Below are 18408 nucleotides of genomic sequence, written 5' to 3' on the forward strand. Positions count from 1 at the left end.
ATATACTTATTTGTCTCATTTCAACTATATGACGCAAAATGAAAGGATATGCAAAACATCCCCCATTTTTACAGGGGTGTGTGATCAATACAGGTATTTTTTTAAATAGGCTGCCTGCACTATATAAAAAGCTATTCCGAATAACCCGGAATAGCTTTTTATAGTTACTTTTCAATTTTTGAAAAAGCCGTGCGAACCGCTTGGATGGTTGTGTCGATATCTTCATCAGTATGGGCGGTTGACAAAAATACCCCTTCAAATTGTGACGGCGGCAAGAATATCCCTTGTTCTATCATAGATCGGTAGTACTGAGCAAAATAGTCAAGATTGGCATTTTGAGCTGTTTCAAAGTTCGTGACAGGCTCATTTGTAAAGAAGAAACCAACCATCGATCCCGCACGGTTTATATGAATCGGAATATTGTAATCAATGGAAGCTTGTTTATATCCTTCCACTAACTTATCAACTTTTTGGTTGATGTCTTCATACGATGATTCATCAAGTGCATTTAATGTTTCATACCCTGCTGTCATAGCAAGCGGGTTACCGGATAAAGTACCGGCTTGATAAATTGAACCGGTTGGTGCTACACTTTCAATAATTTCGCGCTTACCTCCATAAGCACCAACAGGCAGACCGCCACCGATTACTTTTCCTAGACAAGTCATGTCAGGTGTTACGCCAAAGTAGCCTTGAGCACAATTATAACCAACACGGAATCCTGTCATAACCTCATCGAAAATCAGGAGTGATCCATTATCTTCAGTTATTTTTCTTAACTCCTGCAGAAAGTTTTCCTGCGGCGGGACAACCCCCATATTTCCAGAAACAGGCTCTGCAATGACAGCGGCAATATCGTCACCATATTCGGAAAATGCATAGCGCACACTTTCAACATCGTTATAAGGCACTGTAATCGTATTTTGTACAATCGACTCAGGGACACCCGGACTATCCGGCAAGCCAAGTGTTGCAACACCGGAACCTGCTTTTATAAGCAAAGAGTCACTATGGCCGTGATAGTTGCCTTCAAATTTCAGGATTTTACTGCGCCCTGTATAGCCACGGGCGATGCGCAACGCACTCATCGTCGCTTCAGTGCCCGAGTTGACCATCCTCAGCATCTCAATTGAAGGAACACGGTCGATAACAAGCTCGGCAAGCTTGTTTTCCTGAATGGTTGGAGTACCAAAACTTGTACCTTTAGCGACAGCATCATTCAGACCTGAAACGACACGATCATCAGCATGCCCTAAAATAAGAGGTCCCCAGCTCAAAACATAGTCGATATATTCGTTACCGTCAATATCCGTTATTTTAGAACCCTTCCCCTCTTGCATAAAAATCGGGGACATGCCGACAGATCTAAAAGCACGTACAGGAGAGTTCACGCCTCCTGGCATTAAATCTATCGCTTTTTCATACGCATTTTGTGACCTATCAAAATTTCGCACCATACTTCACCCTTATTTAAATATTTTATCTTCGGATTTCGTATCAGCCCTGAAGCCATTTTGCCACATCTTTGGCAAAATAAGAAATAATTAAATCCGCACCCGCTCGTTTCATAGCAGTCAGTTTTTCCAGAACCAGCTCTCTTTCATTAATCCAACCGTTCTGTGCAGCCGCTTTTACCATTGAATATTCACCACTTACATTATAGGCAACAATTGGCGCGTTAAAGTGACTGCGCACATCTCGAACAATATCCAAAAATGACATGGCGGGTTTCACAATTAGGAAATCTGCTCCCTCTTCAATATCCGTTTCTGCTTCACGCAGGGCGTCACGTCGATTTGAAGGATCCATCTGATACGTTTTACGGTCGCCAAATTGTGGTTCACTATCAGCGGCCTCACGGAATGGACCGAAAAACGCCGAGGCATATTTTACAGCATATGACATAATAGGGATGTTTTTGTATCCAGCCTCATTCAATGCCTGACGGATAACTGTTACAAAACCATCCATCATATTGGATGGCGCAATGATGTCTGCACCGGCCTGTACCTGTGATACCGCAGTTTGAGCCAGCAATTCCAGAGATTCATCATTGTCGACATCATGATTATAAATCACGCCGCAATGACCATGTGATGTATATTCGCATAGACATGTGTCAGCAACAACAAGCATTTCCGGCATTTCTTTTTTAATCAGCCGAGTGGCCTGCTGCACAATACCATTCTCATCAAACGCTCCTGTTCCTTTTTCATCTTTTTCATTTGGAACGCCAAACAGCATAACAGCTTTAATACCAAGTGTCTTTAATTCCTCCATCTCCGCTTTTACATGGTCAAGAGAGATTTGAAAAACACCTGGCATGGATGGCACTTCATTTTTTATATTATCCCCTTCAATGATGAAGAGCGGATAAATAAAATCATCCACTTTAATGTGATTTTCACGGACCAGCGAGCGCATGGCAGATGAAGAACGGAGACGGCGGTGCCGCTTGAATTCCCAATCGTTTGTCATATCAATCTATCCTTTCTGCTTGAAATACTCTTCCATAAGGGTCATCATGCCATCAATGGTAAATTCCCCTGGCACAAGGAGATTGGTTAACTCCCACTCAGAAGCCCGATCTTTGGTAGTTGTTCCAATACAAACAATTGGTGGAAAGTTCATATACTGTTTATCTTTCATTTCCATAAATGCATCGACCGAAGACGGACTTGTAAATGTGATGGCATCAAGATTTTGCCGGTTCAATGTCGCATTTAAGTTATCTTTTTCTGATAAATGACTGCCTGTTTCATAAACTTCCACCGTTTCAAATTGAACTTCCTGCCCTTTTAACCAAAGTGGTAGAACATTCCGCGATCTATTTCCCCTCACGATCAGAACCGGTTCTTCAATTTGAGAGTATTCGGTGAAAAAATCTTTTGTCATAGATTCCGCACTATACGTGCTCGGGATAAAGTCTGCCTGATAACCATAACTCTCCAGCTCCCTCGCGGTTTTATGGCCAACCGCGGCAAATTTGCTTTCAGCTAAAAAATCATGACTTATATCGGATTCTTTCAAAATCTGAAAAAAGCAACGCACCCCGTTTGTACTCGTAAAAAAAAGCCATCGGAACAGCTTCCGTTTTTTATTCAATTGTGCTAAGACTTCATCATATTTACAAGTGATTTTTAATAGCGGCACTTCTATAGGCACACCGCCGGACTGCATGACTTGATGTGTGAATTCCTTAGCCTGCTTTTCTTCCCGGGTGATTAAAATTTGTTTGCCATTTAACGGCAGAACCATTAACTGTCAAGCTCCTTTTTTACTTGTTCAATAATGTCTTTAGCACCCCGGGCTATCAGCTTTTGCGCTGCTTCTGTCCCGACGCTTTCAGGGTCAGTTCCACGTACAACTTCCTTTAATAACGTTTTACCATCTGTAGTCCCGACAAACGCAGTCATAAATATTTCATCGCCGTTTAAAGAAGCGTACCCGCCGATAGGGACAGAACAGCTGCCTTCCAATAATTTTAAAAAGGTTCGTTCCGCGGTAACTGTTTTAGTCGTATCGGGGTCGCTGATAGCATCCAGCAATTCGCGTAATTCATCATCGTCTTTTCGGCACTCAATTGCCAATGCGCCTTGTCCTGCTGAAGGCACACAAACATCCGGCTCAAGATATTCCGTAATAAGCTCTTCACTCAGGCCAACTCGTTTCAAGCCGGATACCGCCAAAATAATGGCATCGTAATCTTCCTCATTTAGTTTACGGATACGGGATTCAATGTTGCCGCGAATCCATTTAATTTCAAGATCAGGACGCTCTGCCAGGATTTGTGCCTTTCGTCTTAGACTGCTTGTGCCAACAATAGCCCCCTCAGGTAAATCCTTTAAAGCAACATTGTGTTTAGCAATATAAGCGTCACGATGGTCTTCTCTAACGGGGATTGACGTGATGACAAGACCCTCAGGCATTTCTGATGGCATATCTTTCATACTGTGGACAGCAAAATCAACTTCTTTTTCATACATTGCCCTCTCAATCTCTTTGACAAAAAGAGCTTTGCCACCAACTTTTGACAATGTCACATTTAGAATTTGATCACCACGTGTAACAATTTTTTTTACTTCGAATGAATTGGTAATGCCGGCTTGTTTCAACTGGTCAATCACCCAATCTGTCTGGGTTAATGCCAGATTGCTTTTTCGTGATCCGATAACAATATGTCGCAACTGGATTCCTCCTTATGGGAGCTATTGTAAATGAAAATTAGATAAACTGCTGAACAGAAAAAAATTTATCAGTAAAACAAGAAAAGCCGCTGTGTTATAAACAGAAATCGCCCTTCCTTGATACCCCCTCGTTAATCTAAGCAGCAGGTAAAAAACATACACGATGAGTACAAGTATTGATCCGATTGTTTTCGGATCAAACCAATAAAATTCAGCATTTGCAGCATAAGCCCAGGCAACGCCAAGGACAATCGCAATTGTCAGGAGCGGCACACCGATTGTCACCGCTTTAAATGAAAACTGATCAAGCTGATTCAAGTCACCGATCCGCCAAACCCAGCGAAAACCCTTTTTACGTTTTAAAAACCGGTATTGGATTAGATACATAAACGAAAAAATAAACGAAATAGTAAAAAAACCATACGATATAATGGCTAATGTTATATGGGTTATCAACATTTCATGAACCAATTCAATGCCTTGACCCTGCATGTATTCCGCTGCTTTGGTTGAAATAGATAATAAAAGAACGAAAAAACCAAGCAAGTTAATAAAGAACAGCATGAACTGGACCCTGAAATATTTACTTAAAATAAGTGAGAGCGAAATCAGTACCCAGGCGTAAAATGAAAATCCGTCATTTAATGTCAGCACTGGGAAGCTTTTCTCGATAAATAGTTGCCGTAACAAAAAAACGGTTTGCATAAGCCAAACCATACTAAGCAGCCAGAAGGCAATCGTGTCAGCCTTCCGGTTGTTTTGTATAAATTCAATGAAATACCCTACAAGGCTTAATCCATAAATAATCAGTATAAGTTCATAAAGCCATTTTGATTCTTCCATAACGAGAATCCTTTCGTTTTACCGTAAAGATAAACTTTGTGTAACAGGAGAGGATACTTTTTCGTCTTGTTCTTGAACCGTTGGATTATTTTTTTTAGCCTGTTTGTGGAATTCTTCCTGAACATCTTGTTCAATTCCGAAGATGTCGATAAATTGTTGAAGCGCTTCTTCCTTATTATCATTTGCTGCTAATTCCTTAGCTTGTGTCACCGGTTGTTTTAACATTTGATTCACGATACTCTTTGTATGTTTATTTAACACTTTCTTCTCTCGCGCTGTTAAATCCGGCATTTTTCGTTCAATACTTTTCATAGTTTCCGCTTGTATGGATAACGCCTTTTTGCGAAGTGCCGATATTACGGGAACAACGCCGAGTGTTTGTACCCACTCATTAAAAGCAACGATTTCGCCTTCAAGAAGCATTTCAATTTTTTCGGCTGCAGCTTTTCGGGCTGCCAGATTTTCATCAACGATATGCTGGAGATCATCAATATCATACAGGAAGACATTATCCAATTCGCCAATGGACGAATCTAAATCTCTCGGAACGGCAATATCAACCAGAAATAGCGGTTTTCCTTTGCGTTTTTTCTGTATGCTTTCAACCGATTCCTTAGATAACATAACAGCATCTGATCCTGTGGAACTGATAAGTATATCCGCATCATGAAGCAATTCGTGCAATTCATCAACAGACTTAGCCTGCGCTTTAAACATTTCTGCCATCTGACGGGCCTTTTCAAACGTGCGGTTGACCACTGTAATATTCGACGCTCCGGAACCGTGAATATTTTTAGCCGCCAGTTCACCCATTTCTCCGGCCCCAAGTATGACAACATGCTTTTCCTGTAAGTCGCCGAAAATTTTCTTAGCCAGTTCAACAGCCGCATAACTTACAGACACCGCATGTTCCCCAACACCTGTATCTTTGTGGGCCTTCTTGGCAAACGTGATAGCCTGCTTGAACAACTCATTAAAAATGGTGCCGGTCGTCTGACTTTTCTGCGCAGTCAAAAAGGCATCTTTAATTTGTCCTAAAATTTGGGTTTCGCCCAAGATCATCGAATCGAGACCAGAAGCTACCCGGAATAAATGTTCAACCGTTGCATCGCTTTCGGTAATGCGCAGGTATGGTGATACTTCTTCCTTATCAACCTCAAGCCAGTCAGCAAGGAATTGTTTGATATAATAGCGGCCTGTGTGGACTTGATCAGTCACTGCATAAATTTCTGTACGGTTGCAAGTGGAAACAATGACATTTTCCAGAATGCTTTTCTGCTCCTTCAGTTTTATCATCGCTTCAGCAATATGCTCTTCAGAAATCATGAACCGCTCCCTGATTTTAAGCGGGGCCGATTTGTAATTAAAACCAACTTTAATTAAGTGCACTATAAATTCCCCCAAAAACTTTAAACAACAGTTAGTTCTTATTATAACATGGACAATGCATATTAATTGTTTTAGAATGTGAACAGATTTTGAAACAAAATATACACTCAGATCGTACTTCATTTGTATGATAATCCGCCTGTACTTTATCATACGCATTCAGAAGACGCAAGAAAAGCGCCAAATGGGAAAACTAAACAAGTTATAGGTTAAGTCAAAATGGAGCTTTAAAAGGTATTATTTGAAGGCTGGTGAGCATTGTGAAACGACAACATTCATTTGCAGCATATATGTTAATCGGCATAGGCGTTTACTTTTTGTTACGTGAGCTAAGATTACCCATTGTAACCGATTTTTATTCATGGCCAACGTTACTTATTATTATTGGGATAGCCTTACTTATACATAGTTACACGTCCAGGGATTATCAGCATTTGCTGAGTGGAACGATTGTGCTAGGCCTGGGCATTCACTTCCACGGGCTTAGGCATTATACGTTCTGGATTGATCATTGGGCGGTATATCCACTCATCGTCGGAATTGCCTTTATTGTACGCGGATTAAGGACCAAACATGGTGTGTTTACAGGGGTTATTATTACTGCCTTATCTATCCTTTTTATGTTTTCGGTCCGATTGCCGGCATCATTGGAATGGATTTATGATTTAACAGCGTTGCTTGAACGGTTTTGGCCGTTAATCCTGATTGGTATTGGTATCTATTGGCTAAGGCGAAAAAAATAATGTGTAACATTAAGTCTGAAGAAAGGTTTATTGTTGCTTGAGGCAAAATAATCCGGCCCCATATTTCGGCCGGATATTTTTGATGCCTGAATTATAAAAATGGCTTAATGGCACGCCAGGCGTCATTTTTTCCTTCTCCGGTTTCTGCAGAGAAAGGAACAATAATATCATTGGATTCAATCTGCAGTGTTTCATGTGTCTGTTTTATATGACCGGCTTTCTTTCCTTTAGCAATTTTATCGAGTTTTGTTGCTATCACAATGACAGGCAGTTCATAATATTTTAGAAAATCATACATTAATAAATCATCTTCGGTTGGTTTATGCCGGATATCGGTAATCATTATACAGGCTTTCAACGTATCACGCGTTGCAAAATACTCCTCCATCATGACTCCCCATTTTTCCCGTTCTTTTTTGGAAACCTTTGCATAGCCATAGCCGGGAACATCCGTAAAATAAAACATATTGTTTATCCTATAAAAGTTGATCGTTTGCGTTTTACCTGGCTTGGAAGAAGTACGGGCCAAATTTTTACGCTGGATGAGTTTATTGATGAAGGATGATTTCCCTACATTTGATCGGCCGGCTAAAGCAATTTCCGGCAGCCGGTCATTTGGATATTGCTTTTTGCTCACAGCACTTATAACAATTTCTGCTTCAGTAACTTTCATGTTTCTCCTCCGTTAGTGCGTGTTCCAGTACTTGATCCAAATGTGTGACCTTTATGAAGGTCAAATCATCACGCACGCTTTCTGGTATATCTTCAATATCTTTTTCATTTTCTGCCGGTATGATAATTTTTGTCAGACCTGCTCTATGTGCACTAAGCGATTTTTCCTTTAATCCGCCGATAGGCAGCACTCTGCCTCTTAATGTTATTTCCCCTGTCATACCAACTTCTTTTTTTACTGGTCTGCCGGTTAATACCGATACGAGAGCCGTGGCCATGGTTATGCCGGCCGACGGTCCATCTTTTGGCGTCGCACCCTCAGGAACATGAATATGAATATCATTTTTTTCGTGAAAATCAGGATCAATGTTCAATTCTTCAGCACGGGACCGAATGTAGCTGAAGGCTGCCTGAGCAGATTCCTGCATCACATCTCCCAGCTTTCCTGTGAGTGTTAACTTTCCTTTACCGGGATAATGGGATACTTCAATCGACAGGATATCTCCACCTACAGTGGTATACGCCAAGCCCGTAGCAGCGCCCACCTGATTTTCTTGTTCTCTCAATCCATACCTGTAAAGAGATTGGCCCAACAGTTTTTCCATATTTTTTGCCGTAACGACGACACGTTTCTTTTCACCTGAAATGATTTTCTTCGCTGATTTACGGCAAAGGTTGGCCAGTTGACGTTCAAGATCCCGAACCCCTGCTTCGCGTGTATATGTCCTGATCAACTTCAGAAGAGCATCATCACGTATCTGCAAATTTTCTTTTTTTAGTCCGTTTTCCCGCAGTTGTTTTGGAAATAAATGTTCTTTGGCGATATGCAGCTTTTCAACTTCTGTATAACCTGCAATCCTTATAAGTTCCATCCGGTCCAATAAAGGCTCTGGAATATCATGAACATAATTAGCGGTAGCAATAAACAGGACATTCGATAAGTCATATGTTTCTTCAATGAAGTGGTCGCTGAAGTTGCTGTTTTGTTCAGGATCCAGCACCTCAAGCATTGCTGCGGATGGATCACCCCGAAAATCACTGGCCATTTTATCAACTTCATCAAGCAAAAACACCGGGTTAACTGTTTTGGCATTTTTCATTCCCTGAATAATCCTGCCTGGCATAGCGCCGATGTATGTACGGCGATGCCCGCGGATTTCAGCCTCATCCCGGATGCCGCCAAGTGAAATCCGGACAAAATTCCGATTGATAGAACGGGCGATTGATTTAGCCAAAGACGTTTTCCCGACCCCCGGCGGCCCAACAAGGCAAAGAATCGGTCCTTTAATGGACTGTGTTAATTTTTGGACTGCAAGGTACTCTAGAATACGTTCCTTTACCTTATCAAGACCATAATGATCGGCATCAAGTATGTTTTGAGCTTTGTCAATCTCGATGGCGTCCTTGGTTTTTTCTATCCATGGCAATGCTAAAAGCCATTCAATATAATTCCGTATAACTGAACTTTCAGCAGAACTTTGCGGAACTTTTTCGAACCGGTTCAATTCCTTCTTTGCAATATCTGCAATCCTTTCCGGCATTTCAGATGCTTCAACTTTTTCTCTTAATTGTTCTGCCTCACCGGATTGCCCCTCTTTTTCACCCAGTTCTTTCTGGATTGCCTTCAATTGTTCGCGCAAATAATACTCTTTTTGCGTCTTTTCCATCGATGTTTTGACACGCTGGCCGATTTTCTTTTCTAAATCAAGTACTTTCTTTTCATCTGTGATCAGTTGAATCAAATACTGCAGACGTTCTTTGACATTCACCATTTCCAGTAAATCCTGTTTATCTTTTATTTTCAGAGACAGATGAGATGTGACAATATCCGCAAATCTGCTTGGCTGATCAATATCAGAAACGGTTGCCAATGTTTCTTTCGTTATTTTCTGGGAAACTTTTATGTATTGTTCGAATTGCCTGAGCAGCGAACGCATAAGCGCTTCTTCTTCAGTCTCTTCACCGTGCATGTCTTCCAGCTGGAGAAATTCGACTGTGAATTCCTCATTTTCATCGATGAAACGGGTGATTTCCCCACGGTGAAGGCCCTCCACTAATACGCGTATAGTGCCATTGGGAAGTTTCAGCATCTGTTTAACATATGCCACTGTACCGACGTGATAAATATCCTTTGATTCCGGTTTTTCCAGGCTGACTTGTTTCTGGGCTGCCAGGAATATCGTCTGATCCCCCATCATAGCTTTTTCCAGAGCTGCGACGGATTTATCACGTCCAACATCCAGATGCAATACCATAGATGGAAAAACGAGCAACCCTCTTAGCGGCAGAAGGGGCAATTGTGCCGGTTCTTTGGTCATTGTTATGTATACCTCCATCTATACTTGGATTTTTATATATTGTTTAAAGTCTAAAGAAAACTTACTTATTTGTAAATAATTATAGCTGACAATTAGTGTTGCCTGAGCGAAAAATATTACTCAGTTTTTTCAGTAAACATAGAAAGAGACTGACATCTGCATAAATTCCTCTCGATTATTTTTGAATAGAGGAGCCGCAAAAGTCAGTCCCATATTATTAAATTTTCTCGTCTGGATTATGCACTCTCTCTTGGGAGATTTTCATTTTCATCCCTTACAGTACCGTCACGGAATACCAATTTCGGCCTTCCATTTTCCAGTTCAACTGTATCTTTTGTGATGATGCATTTTTCGATATCTTCACGGGAAGGTAACTCAAACATTACATCCAGCATAATACTTTCAATAATCGATCTCAGACCACGCGCACCTGTCTTACGCTCAATAGCTCTGTTTGCAATAGATCTGAGTGCTTCTTCCTCAAATTCGAGCTCAACGTCATCAATTTCAAAAAGTCTAACATATTGTTTAACCAGTGCATTTTTTGGTTTTGTCAGAATTTCCACTAAGGCATCTTCGTCAAGGGGGGTCAGACTGCCAACGACAGGGATTCTGCCGATAAATTCCGGTATCAGACCATAGCGCAGCAGATCCTCAGGCAATACTTTCTGAAGCAGTTCGCTCTGATCCAAATCTTCCTGCTCTTGATCAGAACCGAAGCCGATAACTTTTTTGCCCAAACGGCGTTTAACGATTTGATCAATACCATCAAATGCTCCGCCGACAATAAACAATACGTTACTTGTATCAATCTGAATGAATTCCTGATGCGGGTGCTTGCGTCCTCCCTGAGGTGGTACACTCGCCACTGTTCCTTCCAGGATTTTCAGAAGTGCCTGTTGAACGCCTTCACCTGATACGTCACGAGTTATGGAAGGATTTTCTGATTTACGGGCAACCTTATCGATTTCATCGATGTAAATGATGCCTTTTTCTGCTTTTTCCACATCATAATCAGCTGCTTGAATCAATTTTAACAGAATATTTTCAACATCTTCCCCAACATAGCCAGCTTCAGTCAATGACGTAGCATCGGCCATTGCAAATGGAACATTCAGGATTCTGGCAAGTGTTTGCGCCAGCAAAGTTTTACCGGAACCGGTCGGACCAAGCATAGCAATATTACTCTTGGCCAATTCCACATCATCGGCGCTATTTTTGGTTGTATTAATCCGTTTATAGTGGTTATACACTGCCACAGACAAATTCTTTTTAGCTTCTTCCTGGCCAATAACATAATCGTCGAGCGTTTCATTTATTTCTCTTGGCTTAGGAAGCTCTTCAAACTCAGTAGCTTCTTCAGTACCAAGTTCCTCTTCCACGATTTCAGTGCATAATTCAATACATTCATCACATATATAAACGCCCGGTCCTGCTACTAATTTACGGACCTGATCCTGACCCTTGCCGCAAAACGAGCATTTTAACTGTCCTTTTTCTTCATTAAATTTAAACATGACATTTCACTCCTAAAAGTTTAAATCTGCTTCTATTGTTATTTGTGTACATTTCAACTTAACGTCATCATACCAAATCAAAATGTGAAAACAAAACAATAACTCTTCCGCAGAAAATGATTTTTTAAGACAACCACGGCACGATGCTGTAATCCTTTAACTATCGTATGTTAACCGGACAGGTTAGATAACAAAAATCATTGAAAGAAATAGTTATCCTTTTTGGTTCCCTGATAAGACGGATAAAGTTTTAGAAAAACTCGGCGTTCGCCTCGTCTTATAGCGAATGCCGAAGCTTTTCTCATAAGGTCATCCACTATTTATACTTTCTGACGTTATAAAGCAAGGTGCGAACTATCACACCTTGCTTTACCATAGCTATTAAATTGAGTCGCTTTTATACAGTTTGGCTATGTTCGACCAAAAATTCAATTGATTTTCTTCCTTTAAGATCTTCTTTAAGTGCATCTGTATTTCCGCCTAGCATCTGTTTAAGCTGATCAACATCTGTTCCATACATTGATGCCATGTTGCCCAATTCTTTTTCAACATCGTCATCCGTCACTTCAAGATTCTCTTCGTTAAAAATAGCTTCGAGTGTCAGATTTGTTTTGACGCGTTTTTCAGCATCTTCACGCATTTGTTCTTTCAGAGCATCTTTGTCCTGTCCCGAGAATTGGTAGTACATGTCCAATGTCATGCCCTGCATTTGCAGACGCTGTTCAAATTCCTGGAGCATGCGGTCCAATTCCGTCTCAACCATAGCATCGGGAATGACAACTTCTGCATTATCCGAAGCCTTTTCGATCAATGTTTCACGTTTCTGATTTTCAGCATCTTGTTCTCTTTGACTCTGAAGTTCTTCTTTTTTCTTCTCTTTCAATTCATCCAGTGTTTCAACTTCTTCATCAACATCTTTAGCAAATTCATCATCTAATTCCGGTAGTTCTTTTGTTTTAATGTCATGAATGGTTACGTTAAACACAGCTTCTTTTCCTGCCAAGTGCTCTGCATGATAGTCCTCAGGGAATGTGATCGTTATCTCAGTTTCTTCGTCTGAGGCTTTACCGACTAATTGCTCCTCAAAACCTGGAATGAATTGGTTGGAACCAATTTCCAGCGAGTAGTCTTCACCTTTGCCGCCTTCAAACGCTTCACCGTCAACAAAACCTTCAAAATCAATGACGGCAGTGTCGCCTTCTTCAACAGTTCCCTCTTCTTTAACAATCAACTCGGCATGATGTTCACGCTGGTGCTCGATTTCGTGCTCCACATCTTCGTCTGTTACTTCAACTGACTGTTCTTCAACCTCAAGACCTTTGTATTCACCCAGAGTGACTTCCGGTTTAACATTGACTGTAGCCTTGAAAATGAGGTCTTTTCCTTTCTCAATTTCCTCGATATCAACTTCCGGCTGTTCAATCGGTTCAATTCCTGTTTCTTCTACAGCATTTGCATAAGCATCAGGCAGCACAATATCGACCGCATCTTGATAAAGAGATTCAACCCCGAAACGCTTTTCAAAAATTTTACGCGGTACTTTTCCTTTGCGGAAGCCCGGAATTTGCACATCTTTCACAACTTTTTTAAACGCCTGATCCAACGCTTTGTCAAATTCGTCGGCACTAACTTCAATCGTCAGTACCCCTTGATTTCCTTCTTGTTTTTCCCATTTTGCTGACATACTATACCCTCCAAAATCTATTATTCCATTAATGATGACGGTGTATTACAATACGTCCGATTGATAATAAGCAAAATTTCAACCAACTCATTATAACATAATTATGTAGCCTTTCAAGCAATACCGCCAACTGATTCATTGTTCACACGTCTATAATGGTGGAATATAAAGCCTCGCACATTTTAATCTCATCCATATATTGGGTTAAACGATCATCGTCGTTGCTCGCTGTTTTCATATGTATGTCCAGGTAATTTTCACCTATTTTGGTTAGCGCAGCAGCGATGGAATAAGCTTCGTTTTCCGCTGGCATCAATGGGTACCGGACGTAAAAATAATGATGCAATAACTGTTCCATTAACCGGAATAAAGTGGGGTTTGCCTGCTCTTCATCACTGATCGACAATAATGCTTGTTTTACAGTCGGATGGGAATCTAATTCCGGTATGGCATCCGGTGCTGCCTGATATTCCATGCCCAATTTATGTATCGCAACTTCTTCAGAAACACCTTTTTCCTGCAGCCACATAAAAATGGCTGTTTTCGCAACCGGATGTACCCGTTCATCCGTTAAAAGAGCCTTTATTCGCTTTGTTGGGGTTAATTCCATTTTACGGATTTGTTCAATAAGTCTATATTGATGGAGATGCCCGCCCCCTTCAACAGCGTTAAATAATTCATTAATGTATTCAGGGGACTTTTCAATGCGAAATTCATGCCGCATTTTACGGCTCATTTCATACAATTGCTGGAATTGTTCTTTCATATCATCCGGTACCATATTTTTTTCGTTTTCTCGTTCAACCTGCTCCATTAATAAATAGTATTGGCTTGTCTGAAACAAAATCGTTAAGTAAATATGGACGTACTGATAGTAATGTTCATCTTTATGTATTAATAATCCTTCGCAAAAATCCTGTGCTTCCTTATAGCGATTGAGCTCCATCAGACACATTAGCTTTCCGATGGTTATCTCATGGTTCTGAACATCAAATTCCAGAAGCTGATTAAGTTTGACTAGTGCTTCTTTATATCTTTTATCTTTCAAGGCTGTAAGACTTTCTTCTTCAAGAACTGTCCGCCATTTCGGGAAAAGAATGACATTTTCCCTGTTACCTTCCATAAATTCACTCCTTTCTGTATTAAAAGCCCTTAATAAATAGCCATACCCTGGATGCAGGAAATTAAAACCCGCAAATTTTGACCGAACGATTTTAAAAGTATATGAAAAAAGAAACCCAAATATGATCATTCCGGGTTTCCTCATACGCTCAAGCGTCCCAGGCAGGATTCGAACCTGCGACCTACAGCTTAGAAGGCTGTTGCTCTATCCTGCTGAGCTACTGGGACATAGTGTATATATGGAGCGGGTGATGGGAATCGAACCCACGACATCAGCTTGGAAGGCTGAGGTTTTACCACTAAACTACACCCGCACGATAAATAATAATTTTTTCTTTATTAGTAGTGCGTGTTCAAAAAGGAGGATAAAAAGGACCAAGAAGTTCGAAACGGCGCAGTTTCGAGCAGCGGAATGTATGTCTTTAGATACATGAGCGGCGGAGAAACAAGCCAACGAAGAAATTCGAAGTGTCATGTTTACCGGACTTTTTGAACAACCTCTATTATTACTCACGATCCGATTTTGAAACAGGGATCTGCTTCTGGCACACAACCTTATGTATTAAGCTCCATGTTTGACGGACAAAATTAATTATATGCATTACAAATCTTTTTGTCAATAGTTTACGTTAGTAAAATAGACTAAAACTTGGCAAGCTTTACAGAAATCGGCAGCTGAGCCGATTTCTTTCACTAGCTTGCGCATTCATTGCAAAGAAGTTTTTAACGATAAGTCCTCAACGAGTTCCCCGGTAACCGTATAAAAATGGATTTCAATATTATCCAATGTTTTCCACTCCATAATGGCATAAGTTTGTTCCGGCCTGGTTCGCGGCAACAAAACACTTCCCGGATTTATCAGCAATTGATTGCCGACTTTTTCTGCACCGGCAATATGGGTATGACCAAAACAGACCACCTGTGCATGATTTTCTTCAGCCCGGTAGGCAATCGAAAGTGGATTCGATTTTACCTGATGCAAGTGACCATGGGCAACAAAAAACGTAAGGTCATCCATCGTGCTAACCTGTTCTTCAGGAAATCTGGCATCAGAATCACAATTCCCGATTACTTTAATAAACCCTTCCAATACCGGATCATCCATTTCAAGTTCTGAATCACCGCAATGGATTTTATGCTCAATGTCATGACGTTTGTTAATCACCTCAAGTTCTTCTTTCGAACCATGACTGTCACTGACAATCAAAACACTTGGCATAGTATCACCTCATTTAGTTACCTCAGATTTTTGACCCAGTCCCGCAGTTGATGAATCGCATCGCTCCGATGACTAATTCGGTTTTTTTCGTCTGAAGAAAGCTGTGCCATTGTTTGTGGGTAACCTTTTGGAATAAATATCGGATCATATCCAAACCCATTATGACCTGCTTGGGCATCAGCAATTCTGCCATCGCAGTATCCTTTTTTAAATACTGTTTTTTCTCCTGGCACAGATACCGCCAGCACACAAACAAAACGTGCGGTACGATCGGCCACTCCCTCTAATTCAGCCAACACTTTGTCGATGTTTTTCTGGTCATCTTTCGGCTCACCGGCAAATCTGGCTGAAAAAACACCAGGACGTCCATCAAGTGCATCAATCACCAGACCGGAGTCGTCAGCTAAAACTGGTATCTGCAACAATTCTGCTATTTGCTCGGCCTTCAATGCAGCATTTTCTTCAAATGTCGTACCTGTTTCCTCAATATCTTCAATTTCATGTGAAAGTTCAGGAAGTGACATAGCATTTATATCGTATTCAGCAAAAAAGGTTTTGAATTCTTTCGTTTTGCCGCTGTTTTTTGTTGCAATAATCATGTCTTTCATGGGGTATCTTCCTTTGCTTTTTTTGTCTCACCGACTTGGTCAGCAAGCTTACCCAATATCGATTTTTGAGTGGCATTCAATTGACGCATGCCGACATCAGCAAGGTCAAGCATTGTCTGCAACTGATTGATTGTGAACGTTGCTTCTTCACCTGTCCCCTGGATTTCAATAAACTCGCCTGCACCTGTCATCACTACATTCATATCAACAGAAGCTTCGGAGTCCTCCTGGTAATTTAAATCAAGCAGTTCTGTCCCATTCGAAGCGATTCCGACTGAAATGGCTGCCAAAAAATCTGTAACAGGCATTTTTTTAATCGTTTTAGCTTGAAGCAGTTTATCAAAAGCTAGAACTACGGCAACAAATGCCCCGGTGATTGAGGCGGTACGCGTGCCCCCATCAGCCTGGATAACATCACAGTCAACCCATACGGTCCGTTCGCCAATCTGATTCAAGTCTACTACTGATCTTAGAGCTCGTCCTATTAAGCGTTGGATTTCCATCGTTCTTCCGCTTACTTTTCCCTTGGAGGATTCGCGGATATTTCGTTGCTCTGTTGCCCGTGGAAGCATTGCGTATTCTGCTGTAATCCAACCTTTCCCCTGGCCGCGCATAAAAGGGGGCACTCGATCTTCAATACTTGCATTGCAAATTACTTTTGTATCCCCAAATTCAATTAGGACAGACCCTTCCGGATGTTTAACAAAATCCGGCGTTATGGTCACTGGCCTCAGTTCATTATGTTGTCGTTGATCATGTCTCAATAGAACTTATGCCTCCTTCATTATGCATCAACACATCATTTATCCTAACATATTTTATACTAATACACATGAATTATGAACGCGTATGCACGAAGAAAAAAGACTGCTTGTGCAGCCTTTTGCAACGTTTTCGGATAATTCATGAGATTACAATTTTTTACGCGATATAAATGTTTGCTTGGAAACCGGTTCGGTATATGGTTCGCCGTTTTCATTGAACAGTGTCTCGACATCCTCAACTTTCACTTCCACCGCTTCCACAGCTTTATCTTGTGTCAGAGTCCGTACAAGGGTCTCCATTACATCATTGGAAATGACAGCCTGATCGGCATCCTGTAATACCTGCTGATTGAAGACTACTTCAAGCACACCTTCTTTTAAAGTAGGGTTAGTACTCAATTCTGCAGAGCTGTTAAAAACATGCTCTAAATTGGTTTCAACCACCGGTCCTTGCATTAACGCCTGAATCATGGATCCATACAGATCATTGTCTTCAACATCAATATGTTGAGTTACAGGAACAAAATACTCATTCTCCCCCTGTGTTGATGGATAATACAATGTGACCGGCTTTCCACTCAACAAATCTGTATTAGATTGAACCAGGTTTATACCATTCATTCTTGAATAACCATCCCCAATCGGTGTGCCATCAACCGGCATGGTATCCTGCGGGTTTCCGTTTATTCGCAGCTTCATTTCATCAACATTTTCAAATTGGGTTACCGTGTATGTCATCGCCTGCAGAATTTCCAACTCATTTTCTGCTTTATAGTTTTTAATATCCTCGGAAACATCAACTATAATTGTTCCGTCATCTTGTAATTCCAATCCAAGAATTTGCGTTCCTACAGGTAAAACAGCTTGGAAACCATTTGGGAGCAGCGACGTAACAGGTCCATCTTTCACCAGATACTCCAATGATTGCTTTGCTACGGTATTTGATTCCGGTTGAGGCAGCTCCAGTCTCTGTGATGCCACCATCCCATTTGAATCAAGCAAATATAATTGTGTGTTTACTGTTGCTGACGATGTGTCCTTTTCAGGTTCTTTTTTTTGACTCTCTTTTTCTTTTTGTTTTTCTTCTTTATTTGCTTTGCTACTTGTTTTGTCGGCTAAATCATCGACAGCTTCAGCATCCTTCGGTGGATCGATCTCCCCTTTTTTGTTATCCAATGATTGCTCTCCCTGAAAACATCCGGATAATATAATAGTAAGAAACACCGTCAGGCCCATTAACATTAGACTGCGCTTCTGCATGTTTTTCCCTCCTACGATGGTTTGTACTATTATATATACGAGCTTAGCAGAATTTTAGACCAATCAACTAACAAAAAATTAT

At 40.9% G+C, this 18408-nt stretch carries 16 protein-coding genes and 2 tRNA genes; 1 reads left to right on the top strand and 17 read right to left on the bottom strand.

Going from position 1 to position 18408, the window contains the following annotated elements; genetic code table 11:
* Positions 1-164: 164 nt before the first annotated feature.
* The 6 genes from hemL to hemA are packed head-to-tail and all read right to left on the bottom strand — an operon-like array spanning position 165 to position 6419.
* Complete coding sequence (gene hemL / locus IEW67_RS01715) at positions 165-1457, bottom strand: glutamate-1-semialdehyde 2,1-aminomutase (protein ID WP_373288468.1); 1293 nt, start codon at positions 1455-1457, stop codon at positions 165-167.
* A gap of 40 nt (positions 1458-1497) precedes the next feature.
* Positions 1498-2478 carry a porphobilinogen synthase gene (gene hemB, locus IEW67_RS01720; protein WP_188631320.1) on the bottom strand — a complete coding sequence of 327 codons (981 nt, stop codon included), beginning with the start codon at positions 2476-2478 and terminating at the stop codon, positions 1498-1500.
* 6 nt (positions 2479-2484) lie between these two features.
* On the bottom strand, positions 2485-3258 hold the full coding sequence (locus tag IEW67_RS01725) for a uroporphyrinogen-III synthase (protein ID WP_188631321.1): 774 nt from the start codon (positions 3256-3258) through the stop codon (positions 2485-2487).
* The gene (hemC, locus tag IEW67_RS01730; RefSeq protein ID WP_188631322.1) at positions 3258-4187 is read right to left on the bottom strand and encodes a hydroxymethylbilane synthase; all 930 of its coding nucleotides are present in this window, start codon (positions 4185-4187) and stop codon (positions 3258-3260) included. The genes IEW67_RS01725 and hemC overlap by 1 nt, the downstream gene beginning before the upstream one ends.
* Before the next feature lie 21 nt (positions 4188-4208).
* Positions 4209-5030 (bottom strand): cytochrome C assembly family protein, encoded by an 822-nt coding sequence (locus tag IEW67_RS01735; RefSeq protein ID WP_188631323.1) that lies wholly within the window; start codon positions 5028-5030, stop codon positions 4209-4211.
* 18 nt (positions 5031-5048) lie between these two features.
* Positions 5049-6419, bottom strand: a complete 1371-nt coding sequence (hemA, locus tag IEW67_RS01740; RefSeq protein WP_188631324.1) for a glutamyl-tRNA reductase — start codon at positions 6417-6419, stop codon at positions 5049-5051.
* 260 nt (positions 6420-6679) lie between these two features.
* Here hemA and IEW67_RS01745 point away from each other — a divergent pair, with 260 nt between their 5' ends.
* Positions 6680-7162, top strand: coding sequence for a LiaI-LiaF-like domain-containing protein (locus IEW67_RS01745; protein WP_188631325.1), 483 nt, complete (start codon positions 6680-6682; stop codon positions 7160-7162).
* 91 nt (positions 7163-7253) lie between these two features.
* On the opposite strand, the gene yihA is transcribed toward IEW67_RS01745, so the two are convergent.
* The 11 genes from yihA to IEW67_RS01800 all read right to left on the bottom strand — a co-directional run bounded on the left by yihA (position 7254) and on the right by IEW67_RS01800 (position 18326).
* Positions 7254-7835 (bottom strand): ribosome biogenesis GTP-binding protein YihA/YsxC, encoded by a 582-nt coding sequence (gene yihA / locus IEW67_RS01750; RefSeq protein WP_188631326.1) that lies wholly within the window; start codon positions 7833-7835, stop codon positions 7254-7256.
* Entirely contained in the window at positions 7822-10152 is a 2331-nt protein-coding gene (lon, locus tag IEW67_RS01755) for an endopeptidase La (RefSeq protein WP_188631327.1), read from the bottom strand. The genes yihA and lon overlap by 14 nt, the downstream gene beginning before the upstream one ends.
* Positions 10153-10388: 236 nt before the next feature.
* On the bottom strand, positions 10389-11669 hold the full coding sequence (clpX, locus tag IEW67_RS01760; RefSeq protein WP_188631328.1) for an ATP-dependent protease ATP-binding subunit ClpX: 1281 nt from the start codon (positions 11667-11669) through the stop codon (positions 10389-10391).
* Between the two features lie 397 nt (positions 11670-12066).
* Positions 12067-13353: a trigger factor gene (gene tig, locus IEW67_RS01765; RefSeq protein WP_188631329.1), complete on the bottom strand. Its 1287-nt coding sequence runs from the start codon at positions 13351-13353 to the stop codon at positions 12067-12069.
* Between the two features lie 142 nt (positions 13354-13495).
* Positions 13496-14476, bottom strand: a complete 981-nt coding sequence (locus IEW67_RS01770) for a tetratricopeptide repeat protein (RefSeq protein WP_188631330.1) — start codon at positions 14474-14476, stop codon at positions 13496-13498.
* Positions 14477-14629: 153 nt separating this feature from the next.
* Positions 14630-14703, bottom strand: a tRNA-Arg gene (locus tag IEW67_RS01775).
* A 12-nt stretch (positions 14704-14715) separates the two neighbouring features.
* Positions 14716-14789: transfer RNA gene (locus IEW67_RS01780), tRNA-Gly, on the bottom strand.
* A 392-nt stretch (positions 14790-15181) separates the two neighbouring features.
* Positions 15182-15694: a metallophosphoesterase family protein gene (locus IEW67_RS01785; protein WP_188631331.1), complete on the bottom strand. Its 513-nt coding sequence runs from the start codon at positions 15692-15694 to the stop codon at positions 15182-15184.
* Positions 15695-15711: 17 nt separating this feature from the next.
* Positions 15712-16302: an XTP/dITP diphosphatase gene (locus IEW67_RS01790; protein ID WP_188631332.1), complete on the bottom strand. Its 591-nt coding sequence runs from the start codon at positions 16300-16302 to the stop codon at positions 15712-15714.
* Positions 16299-17066 (bottom strand): ribonuclease PH, encoded by a 768-nt coding sequence (rph, locus tag IEW67_RS01795; RefSeq protein WP_188631333.1) that lies wholly within the window; start codon positions 17064-17066, stop codon positions 16299-16301. The genes IEW67_RS01790 and rph overlap by 4 nt, the downstream gene beginning before the upstream one ends.
* 147 nt (positions 17067-17213) lie before the next feature.
* Positions 17214-18326 carry a GerMN domain-containing protein gene (locus IEW67_RS01800; RefSeq protein WP_188631334.1) on the bottom strand — a complete coding sequence of 371 codons (1113 nt, stop codon included), beginning with the start codon at positions 18324-18326 and terminating at the stop codon, positions 17214-17216.
* Positions 18327-18408 lie beyond the last annotated feature (82 nt).

The sequence above is a fragment of the Lentibacillus kapialis genome (assembly GCF_014646635.1).
Taxonomy (GTDB): domain Bacteria; phylum Bacillota; class Bacilli; order Bacillales; family Amphibacillaceae; genus Lentibacillus; species Lentibacillus kapialis.